This window comes from Thermoanaerobacter wiegelii Rt8.B1 (assembly GCF_000147695.2).
In the GTDB taxonomy this organism is placed as follows: domain Bacteria; phylum Bacillota; class Thermoanaerobacteria; order Thermoanaerobacterales; family Thermoanaerobacteraceae; genus Thermoanaerobacter; species Thermoanaerobacter ethanolicus.
The window spans coordinates 1-17,044 of sequence record NC_015958.1; the positions used below are offsets into that span (position 1 = coordinate 1).

At 33.4% G+C, this 17,044-nt stretch carries 14 protein-coding genes and 1 other annotated feature; of the genes, 10 read left to right on the forward strand and 4 right to left on the reverse strand.

From position 1 onward, the window contains the following. Positions 1–113 precede the first annotated feature (113 nt). The 6 genes from dnaA (at position 114) to THEWI_RS00030 (ending at position 6,659) form a co-directional block, all read left to right on the forward strand. Positions 114–1,445 carry a chromosomal replication initiator protein DnaA gene (gene dnaA / locus THEWI_RS00005; protein WP_014061974.1) on the forward strand — a complete coding sequence of 444 codons (1,332 nt, stop codon included), beginning with the start codon at positions 114–116 and terminating at the stop codon, positions 1,443–1,445. A 235-nt stretch (positions 1,446–1,680) separates the two neighbouring features. Continuing rightward, positions 1,681–2,793: a DNA polymerase III subunit beta gene (dnaN, locus tag THEWI_RS00010; RefSeq protein WP_014061975.1), complete on the forward strand. Its 1,113-nt coding sequence runs from the start codon at positions 1,681–1,683 to the stop codon at positions 2,791–2,793. Positions 2,794–2,813: 20 nt separating this feature from the next. Next, entirely contained in the window at positions 2,814–3,020 is a 207-nt protein-coding gene (gene yaaA, locus THEWI_RS00015) for a S4 domain-containing protein YaaA (protein ID WP_014061976.1), read from the forward strand. 10 nt (positions 3,021–3,030) lie between these two features. After that, positions 3,031–4,119, forward strand: coding sequence for a DNA replication/repair protein RecF (recF, locus tag THEWI_RS00020; RefSeq protein ID WP_014061977.1), 1,089 nt, complete (start codon positions 3,031–3,033; stop codon positions 4,117–4,119). 11 nt (positions 4,120–4,130) lie between these two features. Next, entirely contained in the window at positions 4,131–4,388 is a 258-nt protein-coding gene (gene remB / locus THEWI_RS00025) for an extracellular matrix regulator RemB (protein ID WP_003869991.1), read from the forward strand. Positions 4,389–4,400: 12 nt separating this feature from the next. Further along, positions 4,401–6,659 carry a glycoside hydrolase family 31 protein gene (locus THEWI_RS00030; RefSeq protein ID WP_014061978.1) on the forward strand — a complete coding sequence of 753 codons (2,259 nt, stop codon included), beginning with the start codon at positions 4,401–4,403 and terminating at the stop codon, positions 6,657–6,659. 298 nt (positions 6,660–6,957) lie between these two features. Here THEWI_RS00030 and THEWI_RS00035 read toward each other — a convergent pair whose 3' ends face one another. The 3 genes from THEWI_RS00035 to THEWI_RS00045 are packed head-to-tail and all read right to left on the reverse strand — an operon-like array spanning position 6,958 to position 9,402. Next, entirely contained in the window at positions 6,958–7,689 is a 732-nt protein-coding gene (locus tag THEWI_RS00035) for a type 1 glutamine amidotransferase (RefSeq protein ID WP_014061979.1), read from the reverse strand. Beyond that, positions 7,686–9,041 carry a Mur ligase family protein gene (locus THEWI_RS00040; protein WP_014061980.1) on the reverse strand — a complete coding sequence of 452 codons (1,356 nt, stop codon included), beginning with the start codon at positions 9,039–9,041 and terminating at the stop codon, positions 7,686–7,688. Before THEWI_RS00040 ends, THEWI_RS00035 begins: the two co-directional genes overlap by 4 nt. A gap of 31 nt (positions 9,042–9,072) precedes the next feature. Then, positions 9,073–9,402: a tRNA-binding protein gene (locus THEWI_RS00045; RefSeq protein ID WP_014061981.1), complete on the reverse strand. Its 330-nt coding sequence runs from the start codon at positions 9,400–9,402 to the stop codon at positions 9,073–9,075. Positions 9,403–9,594: 192 nt separating this feature from the next. On the opposite strand from THEWI_RS00045, the gene gyrB reads away from it, so the two are divergent. Then, a complete protein-coding gene (gene gyrB, locus THEWI_RS00050; protein WP_014061982.1) occupies positions 9,595–11,496 on the forward strand; it encodes a DNA topoisomerase (ATP-hydrolyzing) subunit B in 1,902 nt (633 codons plus the stop codon). Between the two features lie 14 nt (positions 11,497–11,510). Beyond that, the gene (gene gyrA / locus THEWI_RS00055) at positions 11,511–13,934 is read left to right on the forward strand and encodes a DNA gyrase subunit A (protein WP_004399495.1); all 2,424 of its coding nucleotides are present in this window, start codon (positions 11,511–11,513) and stop codon (positions 13,932–13,934) included. 25 nt (positions 13,935–13,959) lie between these two features. Here the strand turns inward: gyrA and namA are convergent, their stop codons facing one another. Continuing rightward, positions 13,960–14,973 (reverse strand): NADPH dehydrogenase NamA, encoded by a 1,014-nt coding sequence (gene namA / locus THEWI_RS00060; protein ID WP_014061983.1) that lies wholly within the window; start codon positions 14,971–14,973, stop codon positions 13,960–13,962. A gap of 275 nt (positions 14,974–15,248) precedes the next feature. Beyond that, positions 15,249–15,487: a binding site (T-box leader), on the forward strand. A 38-nt stretch (positions 15,488–15,525) separates the two neighbouring features. On the opposite strand from namA, the gene ilvN reads away from it, so the two are divergent. Together ilvN and ilvC are read left to right on the forward strand one after the other, a co-directional pair. Continuing rightward, complete coding sequence (ilvN, locus tag THEWI_RS00065) at positions 15,526–16,029, forward strand: acetolactate synthase small subunit (RefSeq protein ID WP_041589276.1); 504 nt, start codon at positions 15,526–15,528, stop codon at positions 16,027–16,029. Next, positions 16,029–17,024: a ketol-acid reductoisomerase gene (ilvC, locus tag THEWI_RS00070; RefSeq protein WP_014061985.1), complete on the forward strand. Its 996-nt coding sequence runs from the start codon at positions 16,029–16,031 to the stop codon at positions 17,022–17,024. Before ilvN ends, ilvC begins: the two co-directional genes overlap by 1 nt. Positions 17,025–17,044: the final 20 nt, after the last annotated feature.

Genomic DNA, 17,044 nt, shown 5'->3' on the forward strand with positions numbered 1-17,044 from the left:
AATTCACAAAACTAAATTTAACTTATTAACAACTAACTTATACCGATAATATATTATGCCACCCTTTTAAATAAGTTATCCACATTTTATTGATGGGCTTAGGAGGTCATACAATGTATGGAGATCATCGTCAAATATGGGAGAGGATAGTGGAGGTCATAAAGAGTGAGCTTACCCCCACCAGCTACAACACCTGGTTAGTTCACATAAAACCCTTAGCAATCATTGATGATGTATTATTTTTAAGCACTCCTAATACTTTTACAAAAAATATAATAAATGGAAGATATATAAATATTATCTACGACGCTGCTTCAAAAGCTACAAATAAACTATACGAGATAAAAATATTATCAGAAGACGAAGAAGAATATAGAGAAATCAGAGAATCCTTAGAAAAAGAAAACCTAACTGAATCCACCACTCTTTCCACTCTAAATCCAAAATATACTTTTGATACTTTTGTAGTTGGAAACAGCAATAAACTTGCTCATGCTGCATGTCTTGCAGTAGCTCAAGCTCCAGCAAAAGCTTATAACCCTTTATTTATTTATGGAGGAGTAGGTTTAGGCAAAACCCATTTAATGCATGCAATAGGGCACTTTATCAATAAACATCAAAGTGGCTACAAAATAATGTACGTTACGTCAGAAACGTTTACAAACGAGTTAGTTAACTCCATAAAAGACGATAAAAATGAAGAATTTAGAAACAAGTACAGAAATATTGATGTCCTTCTAATAGATGATATTCAATTTATAGCCAAAAAAGAACGAACTCAAGAAGAATTTTTCCATACTTTTAACACCCTTTACGAAGCAAACAAGCAAATAGTTATCTCTAGTGACAGACCACCAAAAGAAATTCCAACTTTAGAAGAAAGGCTAAGGTCAAGGTTTGAGTGGGGCTTAATCGCGGATATACAGCCACCAGATTATGAGACAAGAATAGCAATACTTAAAAAGAAAGCTCAAACAGAAAATCTCAATATCCCCGACGAAGTTTTAGCTTATGTGGCAGAAAAAATCCAATCAAACATAAGAGAGTTAGAAGGAGCACTAATAAGAATCGTAGCTTTTTCAAATCTTACAAAATCTAATATAGACTTAGAATTAACTAAGCATGCCCTAAAGGAAATTGTATCTAATAAAACAAGGGAAATAACTGTAAAACTCATACAAGAAGAAGTTTGCAAGTACTATAACATAAAACTAGAAGACTTCAGGTCCCGCAAGAGAACAAAAAACATAGCTTATCCTCGACAAATTGCCATGTACTTAGCAAGAGAATTGACAGATTTATCTCTTCCAAAGATAGGAGAAGAATTTGGAAAAGACCATACTACTGTAATACATGCCTATGAAAAAATCTCTAATGAAATAAAACAAGACGAACTTCTCTCAAGGCAGATTGAGGAACTTAAAAAGAGAATAAAAGGTTTTTAACATATAAACAGGGATAACCCTGTTTATATGTTTTAAAATTTTTTGTCTGTGAATATTGTTAATAATTTTAAATAATTGTCCAAAAGTTATTCACAGACAATTATCGACTTTTTCTCTGCTTCACAAACCATTACTAACAAACTAACACTTTCTATTACTACGACTACTAAATGCTTATCTTATTTATTATATGATTTGATTCAAAAAAATATTCTCAAAAACAGGAGTGAAAAAAATGAAATTTGTGTGTGATAAAAATTCATTATTTGAAGGAGTAAATATTGCAATAAGGGGGGTATCTTCCCGAACTACTCTTCCTATTCTTCAAGGTATCAAAATTTCAGCTTTGAAAGGTCAAGTCAAATTTTCAGGAACTGATTTGGACATAGGGATAGAGTGTCAAATTCCTGCAGTGGTAGAAGAAGAGGGAGAAATAGTTGTACCTGCAAAAATTTTTTCAGAATTAGTTCGAAAATTGCCAGAGGGAGAAGTAAAGGTAGAAAGTGATTCTCAAAACACGGTAAATGTAGTTTGCGATAGCATAAATTTCACTATTGCAGGAAGCGACGCTGTAGAATTTCCTGAAATCCCTCAAGTATCTAGAGAAAATTCTTTTAAGTTGACGCAAAATATTCTAAAAGACCTAATAAGAAAAACAGTCTTTTGTATTGCCCAGGAGCAAACAAGACCTATTTTGACAGGTGTTCTATTCGAAGTGTTTCAAAATGAAGTTAAAGCAGTAGCTTTAGATGGATTTAGAATGGCTATATATTCTTATCAGAGTGAGGAAAAATTCTTTGACGAGGATATAGAAAAATATTCTATAGTAATTCCAGGTAAAACTTTAGAAGAGATATACAGAATCTTAGAAGATAAGGAAACAGAGATAGAGATATACCACACTGCTAATCAAGTGTTATTCCAAATTGAAAATACAAAGGTAATATCGAGGCTTTTAGAAGGAAGCTTTATAAACTACAATGCTGTTTTACCAAAGGATTATAAGACTGAAGTGGTAGTCAAAAGAGAAGTTTTAACTGAAAGTATTGAAAGAGCTTCACTAATTGCAGAAAGCAAAAATAATTTGATTAAGTTTGAGATTGGTGATAAATTTATTACTGTTTCTTCTAATTCTGAAAAGGGTAAAATGGTAGAAAAGATAGAAGTCGATGTAAAAGGAATGTTTCTTGAGATCGCTTTTAACTCAAGATATTTATTAGATTCTTTAAGAGCCATCGATGAAGAGGAAATAACGCTTTATTTCATAAATAGTATAAATCCGTTAATAATAAAACCTATAGGAAGTAAAGATTATCTTTATATGATACTTCCTGTAAAACTCAATTAAAAATAAGAGGTGTTTTTTAAATGATAGAAGTGCCTATAGAGACGGAATATATTACCTTAGGGCAATTTTTAAAGTATATGAAAATATGTCAAACTGGAGGACAAGCAAAGAAATTTATTTTAGAAGGAAAAGTTAAAGTAAATGGCGCAATAGAATTAAAAAGAGGTAAAAAACTTCACAAAAATGATATAATTGAGGTAGAGGGTAAAACTTATATCATAAAGTGAGGAATTTAACTTGTATGTGAAGGAGCTATTTGTCGACAATTTTAGAAATTTACAAAAGCAAAAAATAGAATTTTGCGAAGGAATAAATATATTTTATGGTTTAAATGCACAAGGAAAGAGCAATTTATTAGAAAGTATTAGGCTTTTAAGTATGGGAAGGTCTTTTAGAGGGAGCAAAACTACAGAACTAATAAAATTTGGAGAAGATTATTTTTATGTAAAAGCAATAATTTGTCAAGAAAATAACGATAAAAAAATAGAATTTGGATACAAGAAAAATGAAAATAAAGTCATTAAAGTAAATGGCAATAAAATAAAGTCAACTTCCGAACTTTTAGGTCAGCTTTTGACAGTCATTTTTTCTCCTGAAGATTTAAACATAATAAAAGAAGGACCTTCCCATCGCAGGAAATATTTAGATTCTTGTATATCTGTGGTTGAAAAGAATTATCTTTATAATCTCATGCAATATAACAAAATACTAATAAATAGAAATAAACTATTAAAGACTATAAAAGAAGGAAAAAGTAGAAGTATACTAGAAATTTTTGATGACCAATTAGTAGAATACGGTGCAAAAATAATTGTGGTGAGACAAAGTTACTTAAAAAATGTAGAAATTAATATAAAAAAATTTTTACTTGAAATTTCCAATGAGACAGCAGAAATTGTCTACCTAAATAGTGTTGGACTTAAAGATGCTTCAGATGAAGAAATAGTTAAAAAAAGATTAAAAGAAAAACTATTAAAGAATATAGATTTAGATTTAAAGTATCTTACAACACAAGTAGGACCTCATAGGGAAGATTTTAAGATTATTATAAACGGCTATGATTCAAGAGTATATTCTTCTCAAGGCCAACAGCGAACAGTGGCTTTATGCCTTAAATTATCAGAGTTTGAAATTTTAAAAAAGGAGACTAGTGAAAAACCCATACTGCTTTTGGATGATGTAATGTCAGAGTTAGATGAAAATAGAAAGAAATATATCTTAGAAAGATTACAAGGTTTTCAGACTTTTATAACCCATACTACAAAAAGAGATTTAAAAGGAGATTGTTATTTTAAGATATCTAATGGGGTTGTCATTAAGGAATAGGGGGTCAAAAAATGTATGTCCATTTAGGCGGCAACGTGGTAGTACCTGATAAAGAAATTATAGGCATTTTTGATATGAATATTGTAACCACTTCTGAAGCTACTATTCAGTTTCTGAGAGTAGCGGAAGAAGAAGGATTTGTGGTCAGAATTTCTGACGAAAAGCCAAAGTCTTTTATAATCACAGAAAGGGATAAGAGGAGTATTATTTATTTATCACCAATTTCTGCCTTTACTCTTATAAGAAGGACACAAAAAATAGAGGAATAGGGAGGTATTGAATTGTATCAAAAAACATCGGAAAAAATTGTTGTGAGAAATGAAGTAAAGAAGTTAGAGCTTAGAGTATTAGGTGATAAAATTATTAACGTTTTTGTAAGTAATAAAGAGGAAAAAAGAAAGGATACAATTGCGATAGAAAGGAAAGAATACGATATTCCTGAGTTTAGTATAAGTGATGAATTAGAAAGCATATTAATTGAGACTAATTCATTGAAAGTAAAAATAAATAAAAATGACCTTTCTGTGAGTTTCCTAGATAAAAATGGAAATATAATTAATGAGGATTACAATGGAGGAGTAAAATTTAGTGAAACAGATGTAAGATGCTATAAAAAGTTAAGAGAAGACCATTTTTACGGTTTTGGAGAAAAAGCAGGATATCTCGACAAAAAAGGCGAAAGGCTGGAGATGTGGAATACAGATGAATTTATGACTCACAACCAGACTACAAAACTTTTATATGAGTCTTACCCTTTTTTCATAGGAATGAACGATTATCACACTTATGGAATATTTTTGGACAACAGTTTTAGGTCTTTTTTTGATATGGGTCAAGAAAGTCAAGAATATTATTTTTTTGGAGCATATGGCGGCCAAATGAACTACTATTTTATATACGGAGAAGACATAAAAGAGGTTGTGGAAAATTATACATATCTTACAGGAAGGATAAGTCTTCCGCCATTATGGGTATTAGGTAATCAACAAAGCAGATATAGTTACACCCCACAAGAGAGAGTACTGGAGGTTGCAAAAACTTTTAGAGAAAAAGATATTCCTTGTGATGTGATATATCTCGATATAGATTACATGGAAGGGTATAGAGTTTTTACATGGAATAAAGAAACGTTTAAAAACCACAAAGAAATGTTAAAACAGCTTAAAGAAATGGGATTTAAAGTAGTGACAATTGTAGATCCAGGAGTTAAGAGAGATTACGACTACCATGTTTACAGAGAAGGAATTGAAAAGGGTTATTTTGTAAAGGATAAGTACGGTATAACCTACGTTGGAAAAGTATGGCCAGGGGAAGCTTGTTTTCCTGACTTTTTACAAGAAGAAGTGAGATATTGGTGGGGTGAAAAGCACAGAGAATTTATAAATGATGGCATTGATGGTATATGGAATGATATGAATGAACCAGCAGTTTTTGAAACACCTACAAAAACAATGCCAGAGGATAATATTCATATTTTAGATGGAGAAAAGGTACTTCACAAAGAGGCTCACAATGTCTATGCAAATTACATGGCAATGGCCACAAGAGATGGTTTTCTAAGGATAAGACCTAATGAAAGGCCTTTTGTTTTGACAAGAGCCGCTTTTTCAGGGATACAAAGGTATGCTGCAATGTGGACAGGAGACAACAGAAGCTTGTATGAGCATCTTCTTATGATGATGCCAATGTTAATGAACATAGGTTTATCTGGACAACCGTTTGCAGGAGCAGATGTTGGAGGATTTGAAGGAGATTGCCATGAAGAACTTTTTATAAGGTGGATAGAGGCTGCGGTATTTACTCCGTTTTTAAGAGTTCATTCTGCAATAGGAACAAAAGACCAAGAGCCATGGTCTTTTGGTAAAAGAGCAGAAGATATTTCTCGAAAATATATAAAAATGAGATATGAACTTTTGCCTTACTTATATGATTTGTTTTACATTGCATCTCAAAAAGGCTATCCTATTATGAGACCTTTGGTTTTTGAATATCAAAAAGATGAAAATACTCATAAGATATATGATGAATTTATGTTTGGAGAAGGTCTCTTAGTTGCTCCTGTATATCTTCCTTCAAAAGAACGAAGAGAAGTTTATTTACCTGAAGGAATCTGGTATGATTACTGGACGGGAAAAGGATTCAAAGGAAAAAACTATTACCTTGTGGATGCTCCTATAGAAGTAATACCTCTTTTTGTAAAAGAAGGAGGAATACTGTTAAAACAGCAGCCTCAGTCTTTTATAGGGGAAAAGAAGCTGGAAGAATTAACAGTGGAGATATACAAAGGGAAAGAGGGACATTATCTCCATTATGAAGATGATGGAAAATCTTTCGATTATACTAAAGGGGTTTATAACCTCTTCGATATAAGTTTTTGTTATAAAGAAGGAAGAATGGATATAAAATTTGATAAAATTCACTTTGGCTATCACAAAGGAGTTAAAAAGTATAAATTTATATTTAAAAATTTTGACGACATCAAAGAGATTAAGATAAATGGTGAAAAAGTTGAGAAGGAAAGTTGTGAAATTGAATTGTAAAATAGAGGCAAAAGCCTCTATCAGACTGTAGACAAACTATTTTGTAAGATTGGCATTTTGTGAAGTAATGCGACTCGCGACAAAGCAGTAACTAAACTTAGCAAGCTCGAAAGACGGAGGCGGGGCTGGAGCCACGGATGGCGGAAGCGGCCACCTGAGACAGGATGTCGAATGTGGCCGGAACCCCGCTGGAGTCTGAGAGCGAGCGTTAGTTTAGCCTGCTTTGTCGCTGGAGCAAACTTGCAAAATGCCAATCAAAATTATACTTTGTCAACAAGCTGATAAAGGCCGTAATCCTCTATTTTTTTACAAATCTTTCTATCAAAGATTGTTTAGCTTGTTGTTCTAAAGAGTCATCCAAAGGAGTTAATTCTACTATTCCATATTTTCTCTTTAAAGCAGTTTCAATTAAAATATCTGCAAATTCAGGATTTTTGGGTAGTACTGGACCGTGGAGATATGTTCCATACACATTTTTATAGATACATCCTTCTGTTTTATCTTCTCCATTATTTCCATTTCCAATTATTACTTTACCTAAAGGCTCTATTTTTTCAAAAAAAGTTTTTCCTGAGTGATTCTCAAAACCTACCATTTTAAAATTTTTATCGGCTATATTTGTCTCTATAACTATATTTCCTATCAATCTCCTATTACCAGCTATTGTCCAGGCTTTTAAAATTCCTAAACCTTCTAATTTGCTACCAGCCAGAGTTTGATAGTATTCTCCAAGTAATTGATATCCTCCACATATAGCTAATACTGTCAAACCATCTTCAATAGCTGTTTTCAAATTTTTACCTTTTTTATTTTTTAAATCATCACTTACAATTTTTTGCTCTCTATCTGACCCTCCTCCTAAGAATAGAAGGTCTATGTCAGTAAATTCTTCAGTGTAATCTAAAGTTATTGGCTTTATCTCTATTTCAATTTTTCTCCATTCACATCTTTTTTTTAAAGCTACAATATTTCCTATATCTCCATATAAGTTTAATAAATCAGGATACATGTGGCCAACGACTAATTTCATTTTTTTGCCTCCTGTAATTTTAAATATTTGCTTACATCATACAAAGAAGTATAGTTGGGAAGTACAGCTATTAATTCTTCTTCTGTTAAATCAGCTATAGTGTCAAGAGCTTTTTCTATAGAATTTATTATTTTTATTTTTTTAATATCAAAGCCGGCATATTTTAATCTTACTGCCATGTCTTCTGCCCTTAAACCTGAAGTTACTATATAGTTTACTTTTGTCTTTGATAAAAAGCTTTCTAAGTTTACATCCCACAGCCAAGACACATCCCTTCCATCAGCGTAATTATCATTTATAGAAATTAAAAGGTTTAAGGGTTTATTAAATTGAGATAGCATATTTAAAGTGCTTTCAAAACCGATGGGGTTTTTGATTAAATTTATTATTGTCCTTTTGCTTTTTATTTTAGTTTTTTGTAATCTTCCTTCTATTGGCCAATAGCTTTCTATTGCTTTTAATATAGTGCTAAAGTCTATGTTCAACAAAATGCCAGCAGATATAGCTGCTAATAAATTATACACATTGTATAAGCCTATTAATCTACTTTTAACTGTAAAAATTTTATCTTTATAGTATAGATTAAAATTTATTCCATCTTCATTTAAAAATATATTAGTGGCTTTAAAATGAGGGTTTGGTCGCTTTTTGCCACAATTGGGGCAGTAATAGTCTCCCAGTTGCCCGTAATATATTTTTTTATATTCGTATTTGTGGGCACAAATTGGACAGTATTTTTGTTCAAAAGAAGAGGAGTTAATTCCTTCAATGTTGTCTTCAATTCCATAGTAAAAAACTTTCGATTTTATTTCATCTCCTATTGAAGCTGTAAAAGGTTCATCAGCGTTTAGTAATACTATAGAATCTTGTGGCAGGTTTAAAAGGGCTTTTTTTACTTTTTCTACTGTTGTATCTAGTTCTCCATATCTGTCTAATTGGTCTCTAAAAAAGTTGGTTATTACTACTATATTGGGTTTTACATCTTCTATCACAATGGGCATGTTTGCTTCATCTACTTCAAAAACGGTCGCATCTTTTTGTAAATTTCCCAAAAAATTGCTGCTTTTTATTAAAGCAGTCGCAATTCCCGTTTTCATATTTGCTCCTTCTTTGTTGTGTACAACACTTTTCCCAGCAGTGGTCAAAATAGAGGCTATTAATCCGGAAGTTGTAGTTTTGCCATTTGTACCTGTTATTAGTACTTTGTTGTTTTTTATGGGCCCTATTAGTTTTTCAATTAATTTAGAATCGTACTTTAGTGCGATTTTTCCGGGAAGAGATGTTCCACCTTTTCCTGTGATTTTGCAGGATATGTTGATGAGTTTACCTATGTTGACGCCTAAAAATTTCACTATTTACCACCTTCCATAAAAAATAAAACCATTAATAGATTTTATTGCCTATTTTTACTTCTCTTTCTAGTTGAAGCAAGACGACATTCCCATCTTCGTCATCAACTCCAAGCAACAATACTTCAGATATAAAATCTACTACTTGCTTTGGAGGAAAATTAACTACGCAGACCACCAATTTATTATACAACTCTTCTTTTTTGTACAATTTTGTTATTTGAGCGCTGGACTTTTTGATTCCTAATTCGCCAAAGTCAATTTTTAACTTATAAGCAGGTTTTTTTGCTTTTGGAAAGTCTTCTACCTCAATTATTCTTCCTGCACGTATGTCAAGTTTTAAAAAATCTTCATAAGTAGCCATTGAATTCACCTCAATTTAAGTATATTATATTATAGGTATACTTGTTAAGTATATTATATTATAGGCAATAATAAAAATAAAATTATTTCCTCTTCATTTCCCGGGAAATTTTTCGGGAAATGTTTTGAATTGAGCAATTCTTAAAAGAATGATAAAATAAAACTGTTGGATAAATTTGCGGAGGTTGTGAATATGGCAAAGGATGAAACTTATACTGCGAGTCAAATACAAATATTAGAGGGTTTAGAAGCTGTGAGAAAAAGGCCAGGAATGTATATAGGTTCTACTGGTAGCAGAGGACTGCATCACCTTGTATACGAGGTAGTCGATAATAGTATAGATGAAGCATTGGCCGGTTATTGCAAAAATATAGTAGTTACTATACACAAAGATAATTCTATAACGGTTGAAGACGACGGAAGAGGTATACCTACAGATATTCACCCAAAAGTTGGAAAACCGGCTGTAGAAGTAGCTTTAACGATGTTACATGCAGGTGGAAAATTTAATAATGACGCTTACAAAGTATCTGGAGGATTGCATGGAGTAGGTGTTTCTGTTGTAAATGCATTATCTGAAAAATTAGAAGTTATTGTAAAACAACATGGGAAAATTTATAGGCAAATATATGAAAGAGGAGTTCCAAAAACGGATTTAGAGGTTATTGGAGAGACAGAAGAGACAGGTACAACTATTACTTTTAAGCCGGATAAGGAGATTTTTGAAGAAACTGTATTCGACTATGATGTATTAGCTCAAAGATTGAGAGAATTAGCGTTTTTAAATAAGGGTATAAATATTAAGCTTATAGACGAAAGACACGGAAAAGAAGAGGTCTTTAACTACGAAGGTGGAATTATATCTTTTGTAAAGTATTTAAATAGAAATAAAGAAGTCCTCCATGAAGAGCCTATATACATGGAAGCGAAAAATAGCGACTATGAAGTAGAGGTTTGCATGCAGTATAATGACAGTTATACTGAAAATATCTTTAGTTTTGCTAATAATATTGATACTAGAGAAGGCGGTACCCATCTAGTAGGCTTTAAAGCAGCTTTGACTAAAGTCATTAATGATTACGCAAGAAAATACGGGATTATAAAAGATAACGAGAAAAATTTACAGGGTGAAGATGTAAGAGAAGGACTTACAGCTATTGTAAGTGTAAAATTAAAAAATCCACAGTTTGAAGGACAGACTAAAACAAAATTAGGAAATTCTGAAATGAGGTCTATTGTAGAAAATGTAGTAACAGAAAAACTCTCGGCTTTTTTAGAAGAAAATCCCTCAGTTGCAAAAGTTATAGTAGAAAAAGCTACTCAAGCAGCAAGAGCAAGGGAAGCTGCGAGAAAAGCCAGAGAGCTTACCAGAAGAAAGTCTGCTCTTGAAAATACTACTTTGCCGGGTAAACTTGCCGACTGTTCGGAGAAAGACCCTTCCAAATGTGAGCTTTTCTTGGTAGAGGGTGACTCTGCAGGAGGTTCTGCTAAATCAGGTAGAAACAGTAGATTTCAAGCGATACTTCCACTCCGAGGAAAAATTTTAAATGTAGAGAAGGCAAGACTTGACAAGATATTGTCTAATGAAGAGATAAGAGCAATGATAACTGCTTTAGGTACTGGCGTAGGGAATGATTTTGATATAAGTAAGTTAAGGTACCACAAAATAGTTATAATGACAGATGCAGACGTAGATGGAAGCCATATTAGGACATTACTTTTAACATTTTTCTATAGGTTTATGAGACCTTTAATTGAAAATGGAAATGTGTACATTGCTCAACCACCTTTATATAAAATTACAAAGGGCAAAAAGGTATATTATGCTTACTCGGATAGAGAATTAGACAAGATCTTAAATGAAATTGGAAGGGAAAATTATACTGTTCAAAGGTATAAAGGTCTTGGAGAAATGAATGCTGACCAGTTATGGGATACAACTATGGATCCAGAGAAGAGGACGATGCTTAAAGTTACATTAGAGGATGCGATAGCTGCAGATGAAATTTTCACCATTTTGATGGGGGATAAAGTCGAACCAAGAAGGGAATTTATAGAAAAATATGCAAAAACAGTTAGAAACTTGGACATATAAAAGAGGTGAAATAGATGAGTGAAGAAAAAGAGAAAGTAATCCCTGTAGACATTGAAGATGAAATGAAAAAATCTTATATAGATTATGCGATGAGTGTAATTGTTGGAAGGGCATTGCCAGATGTGAGAGATGGTTTAAAACCAGTTCATAGAAGGATTCTCTATGCTATGAATGAGTTGGGATTAACCCCTGACAAGCCATATAAAAAGAGCGTTGCAGTTGTTGGTGAAGTTTTAGGAAAATACCATCCTCACGGTGATGCAGCTGTTTACGATACTTTAGTGAGACTAGCACAGGATTTTTCAATGAGAGAAACTTTGATAGATGGGCACGGAAACTTTGGAAGCATAGATGGAGACCCTCCGGCTGCCATGAGGTACACAGAGGCGAGGCTTTCAAAAATTGCCCTTGAGATGCTTACAGATATCAACAAAGAGACAGTAGATTTTGTGCCAAACTTTGATGAGACTTTAAAGGAACCAGTTGTACTTCCCTCTCGATTTCCTAATCTTTTAGTCAACGGCTCTCAAGGAATTGCTGTAGGTATGGCTACGAATATTCCTCCTCACAATTTAGGAGAAGTCATAGATGGAATTGTCGCTTATATAGACAATCCTTATATTTCAGTAGATGAACTGATGAAATATATAAAAGGACCTGACTTTCCTACAGGAGGAATAATTCTAGGAAGAGACGGTATAAAAGAGACTTATGAGACAGGAAGAGGTAAAATTGTCGTTAGGGCAAAGGCAGAAATTGAAGAACACCACGGTAAGACGAGAATTGTAATTACTGAGATTCCTTATATGGTTTTAAAAGCTAAGTTAATTGAAAAAATAGCTGAGTTAGTCCGTGACAAGCACATAGAAGGGATTTCTGATTTGAGAGATGAATCTGATAGGAATGGAATGAAAATTGTAATAGAGCTAAAAAGAGATGTCAATCCAAAGGTGATACTTAATAAACTTTACATGCACACACAAATGCAGCAGACCTTTGGAGCTATAATGTTAGCTCTTGTAGATGGAGAGCCAAAAATACTAAATTTAAAGCAGATTATAGAAAAGTATGTAGATCATCAAGCGGATGTTGTAACGAGAAGGACCAAGTTTGACTTAAGAAAAGCAGAAGAAAGAGCCCATATTTTAGAAGGGTTAAAAATCGCCCTTGACCACATTGATGAAGTGATAAACATAATAAGAAGTTCAAGGACAGAAGCAATTGCTAAACAAAATTTAATGGACAAGTTTGGGTTAAGCGAAAAACAAGCACAAGCGATAGTTGACATGAGATTAGGAAGGTTGACTGGGCTTGAAAGGCAAAAAGTAGAAGATGAGCTTAAAGAGTTAATTGAAAAGATAAAAGAATTGAAGGAAATTTTGGCAGATGAAAGAAAAGTGCTGGAAATAATCAAAAAAGAGCTTTTGGAAATAAAAGATAAATATGCTACTCCGAGAAAGACAAGCATTGTGGCAAAAGAAGAAGAGTTAGATTTAGAGGATTTGGTTCAATTGGAAGATGTTGTAGTGACAATGACACACTATGGATATATAAAGAGAATGCCTCTTGATACTTATAAGGCTCAAAAACGTGGAGGGAAAGGCATATTAGGTATATCTACAAGAGAAGATGACTTTGTAGAGGATATATTTATCACTACAACTCATGACAGACTGTTGTTCTTTACAAACAAAGGGAAAGTATATAGTTTAAGGACAATAGACATTCCTGAGACAGGAAGACAAGCAAAAGGCACGGCTATTGTCAATCTCATACAGATAGCTCAAGGAGAGAAAGTCACAGCGGTTATTCCTCTTAAAAAGTCAGAAGATATTAAGTATATTGTGATGTGCACTAAAAAAGGCATAATTAAAAAGACTTCTATAGAAGAGTTCAGGTCAATTAAGAGAAATGGTATAATTGCTATCACGTTGGAAGAAAGTGATGAGCTTATAAATGTAAAATTAACAAATGGAGAAAGAGAAATAATAATAGGGACTGCCAGAGGCTATGCTATAAGATTTAATGAAAAAGACATAAGACCTATGGGAAGAGTGGCAAAAGGTGTAATAGCTATTTCCTTGAGAGAAGATGATGAAGTGGTAGAAATGGACCTTGTTCATCCCAATAGCGAAATTTTAGTAGTAACAGAAAATGGATTTGGGAAGAGAACGGACTTAGAGGAATACAGGCTTCAAACAAGAGCAGGAAAGGGAATAATTGCGATAAGGCTTAGCGAAAAGACTGGTAAATTGGTGTCTATACGGTCAGTAAATCCAGAAGATGAATTTATGATAATTTCTGCAAATGGGATTCTTATAAGAATGAAGGTGTCCGATATTTCTAAGATGCACAGAGATACAAGAGGAGTAACCCTTATGAAGCTTGATGATGGTGACAGGGTTGTTTCTACTGCAAGAATAGAAAATGAAGAATAAAAATAAGCCCTCAATTTTTGGGGGCTTATTTTTTAAAAGCTCTTTCATATTGTTTTGGCCAGTCTTCCTTTGAAGTGTAGGTATGCAGAACCCAATAGGGATTTCTTAAAAGTTCTCTTCCAAGTGCAACTAAGTCAGCCCTTTCATTTGAAAGAATTTCTTCTGCAAGCTCTTGTGTCGTTATTAATCCTACCGCAGAAGTTTTTATATTACAGCGCTTTTTAATTGTTTCAGCGTATTTAACTTGATATCCAGGATATAGATTTATATCAACATTTAAAAGTCCTCCACTGCTTACATCAATTAAATCAACTTTGTCTTTTATCATGTTGATATATTCTACCATCATATCTATGTTTATTCCGCCTTCCATGTAATCATTTGCAGATACCCGCACGAAAATAGGTTTATTTTCAGGCCAATTTTTTCTAACTTCATCTATCACTTCAATTAAAAATCTTGCTCTATTTTCAATGCTATTGCCGTATTCATCTTTTCGTTTATTTGAAAGAGGAGAAAGAAATTCGTGGATTAAATAGCCGTGAGCTGCATGTATTTCAACTACATCATAACCTGCTAAGTTAGCCCTTTTAGCAGCTTCCCCAAAAGCTTTTACTATAGATTTTATTTCGTCAATTGTTAATTCTCTTGGAAGTTTGTAGCGGTCTCCTGCTTTAATAGGGGAAGGTCCTACGACATCCTCGTAGGATATATTACATTTTCTTCCTGCATGAGCAAGCTGTATTCCCATCACAGCGCCATTTGCTTTACAAATGTCTACAATTTTTTTTAATTCTTTAACTTGTTCATCATTCCATATGCCAAGGTCATGATCAGTTATTCTTCCTCTGCTCTCAACAGCTGTGGCTTCTTGCATAATAAGTCCTACTCCACCAATAGCCCTTGTGGCGTAATGAACTATATGCCAGTCATTTGGCATCCCATCTGTAGAAGCTGAGTACATACACATAGGAGACATCATGATTCTATTTTTTATTGTAATATCCTTTATCTTTAAAGGCATATGTAAAATACTCATAAACACTCTCCCTTCTTGAACTTTCTAATTTTAATCATAATACATATCTTTTTAAAAACCAAATTTGACAAAAATGTTTAAGCTGCATGCGATTAAAGCAATTTTTAATGATAGTTAAAAAAAGAGTAATTTTTTTGGGAGATATTTAAAATTTTTTAGTAAATGTAAACGATAGATTATTGAAAATTTACAAATAATTTAGTTGACTAAAGTAAAAGATGCTGCTAAAATAACAAGTAACTTTATTTGGATTTGTATTTTTAAAATGATAAAGTATAAAAGCGATGAAGGTGAGGGGTATGTGCGTAGGCTTAAGAGAGCCGGTGGTTGGTGCAAACCGGTGCCGAGGCGCATATTAGATCGCTCTGGAGCTGTATAGCTGAACGGCGGTAAGCTTATTAGGCTATACCGGGATTACCCGTTACAGGTCAAGTTGTATAACTTGGTGAGGCTATTGCCGTGAGGTAATAGCGAAAACAGGTGGTACCGCGTGGAGGAAATCCCCGCCCTGTGCTTTCAGGGCGGGGAATGATTTTTATAGGGGGTGATAATTTGCACATTATATCTGTCCTTGTTAACAATTATCCAGGAGTCTTGTCAAGGGTAGTAGGTCTTTTTTCAAGGAGAGGCTATAACATTGAAAGCCTTGCAGTAGGTACGACAGAAAAAGAAGACATCTCAAGGATAACTTTGACAGTGGAAGGAGATGATTATACAGTTACCCAGGTGATAAGGCAACTTAATAAACTTATAGATGTGTTGAAAGTACAAAACATAGGAGCAAGGGATAATGTTTCTCGAGAATTGCTGTTAGTTAAAGTAGGTTATGATTCAAATACAAGGGATGACATAATGCACATTGTAGATACTTTTAGAGCAAAAGTTATAGATATTTCAATGGACTCATTGATTATAGAAATTACCGGAGATAGTGAAAAGATTAATGCTTTTATAAATCTCATAAGCAAATTTGAAGTAAAAGAGCTGGTAAGAACAGGCCTTGTAGCTTTAGAAAGAGGTAATAAATCATTAAAAGAATATGAGGGGGAATTGTAATGGCAAAGATGTATTATGACAAAGATGCAGATTTAAATTTACTTAAAAACAAAAAAATCGCAATAATAGGTTTTGGAAGTCAAGGTCATGCTCATGCATTAAATTTGAAAGATTCTGGACTTGATGTAGTAGTTGGCCTTTACGAGGGAAGTAAATCAAAAGAAAGAGCAGAAAAAGAGGGGCTGCGAGTTTATACAGTTGAGGAAGCGGCAAAAGTAGCAGATATCATAATGATGCTGATACCGGATGAAAAGCAAGCAAAAGTCTATAAAGAAAGCATAGAAAAAAATCTTACAGAAGGTAAAGCTCTCGCTTTTGCTCATGGGTTTAATATTCACTTTAAACAGATTGTTCCTCCAAAAAATGTGGATGTGTTTATGGTAGCTCCAAAAGGTCCGGGACATTTAGTTCGGAGAGTATACCAGGAAGGGAAAGGAGTTCCAAATCTTGTAGCAGTATACCAGGATTATACAGGGAAAGCTTTTGAAATAGCTTTAGCCTATGCAAAGGGAATAGGAGGTACAAGAGCAGGTGTCATTGAGACTACTTTTAAAGAGGAGACAGAAACAGACCTCTTTGGGGAGCAGGCTGTCCTTTGCGGTGGAGTTACTGAACTTATGAAGGCTGGTTTTGAAACATTAGTAGAAGCTGGTTATCAGCCAGAAATAGCTTATTTCGAATGTGTGCATGAAATGAAACTTATAGTTGACCTCATATATGAAGGCGGTTTTAGTTATATGAGATATTCTATTTCGGATACTGCAGAATTTGGAGACTATATGACAGGTAAGAGGATAATAACAGAAGAGACTCGAAAAGAGATGAAAAAAGTTTTGTCAGAAATACAATCAGGAAAATTTGCAAAAGAGTGGCTTTTAGAAAATCAGGTAGGAAGACCACAGTATAATGCTATGAAAGATAAAGAGGCAAATCATCTTATTGAAAAAGTTGGCAAAGGTTTGAGAGAAATGATGGCTTGGATTAAAAAAGAATAATTTAAGGAGGTAGATATGCG

Excerpts from the sequence above, each read along its gene's own strand:
- dnaA (WP_014061974.1), top strand. The coding sequence starts at position 114 with ATGTATGGAGATCATCGTCAAATATGGGAGAGGATAGTGGAGGTCATA.
- dnaN (WP_014061975.1), top strand. The coding sequence starts at position 1,681 with ATGAAATTTGTGTGTGATAAAAATTCATTATTTGAAGGAGTAAATATT.
- yaaA (WP_014061976.1), top strand. The coding sequence starts at position 2,814 with ATGATAGAAGTGCCTATAGAGACGGAATATATTACCTTAGGGCAATTT.
- remB (WP_003869991.1), top strand. The coding sequence starts at position 4,131 with ATGTATGTCCATTTAGGCGGCAACGTGGTAGTACCTGATAAAGAAATT.
- THEWI_RS00035 (WP_014061979.1), bottom strand. The coding sequence starts at position 7,689 with ATGAAATTAGTCGTTGGCCACATGTATCCTGATTTATTAAACTTATAT.
- THEWI_RS00045 (WP_014061981.1), bottom strand. The coding sequence starts at position 9,402 with ATGGCTACTTATGAAGATTTTTTAAAACTTGACATACGTGCAGGAAGA.
- gyrB (WP_014061982.1), top strand. The coding sequence starts at position 9,595 with ATGGCAAAGGATGAAACTTATACTGCGAGTCAAATACAAATATTAGAG.
- gyrA (WP_004399495.1), top strand. The coding sequence starts at position 11,511 with ATGAGTGAAGAAAAAGAGAAAGTAATCCCTGTAGACATTGAAGATGAA.
- namA (WP_014061983.1), bottom strand. The coding sequence starts at position 14,973 with ATGAGTATTTTACATATGCCTTTAAAGATAAAGGATATTACAATAAAA.
- ilvC (WP_014061985.1), top strand. The coding sequence starts at position 16,029 with ATGGCAAAGATGTATTATGACAAAGATGCAGATTTAAATTTACTTAAA.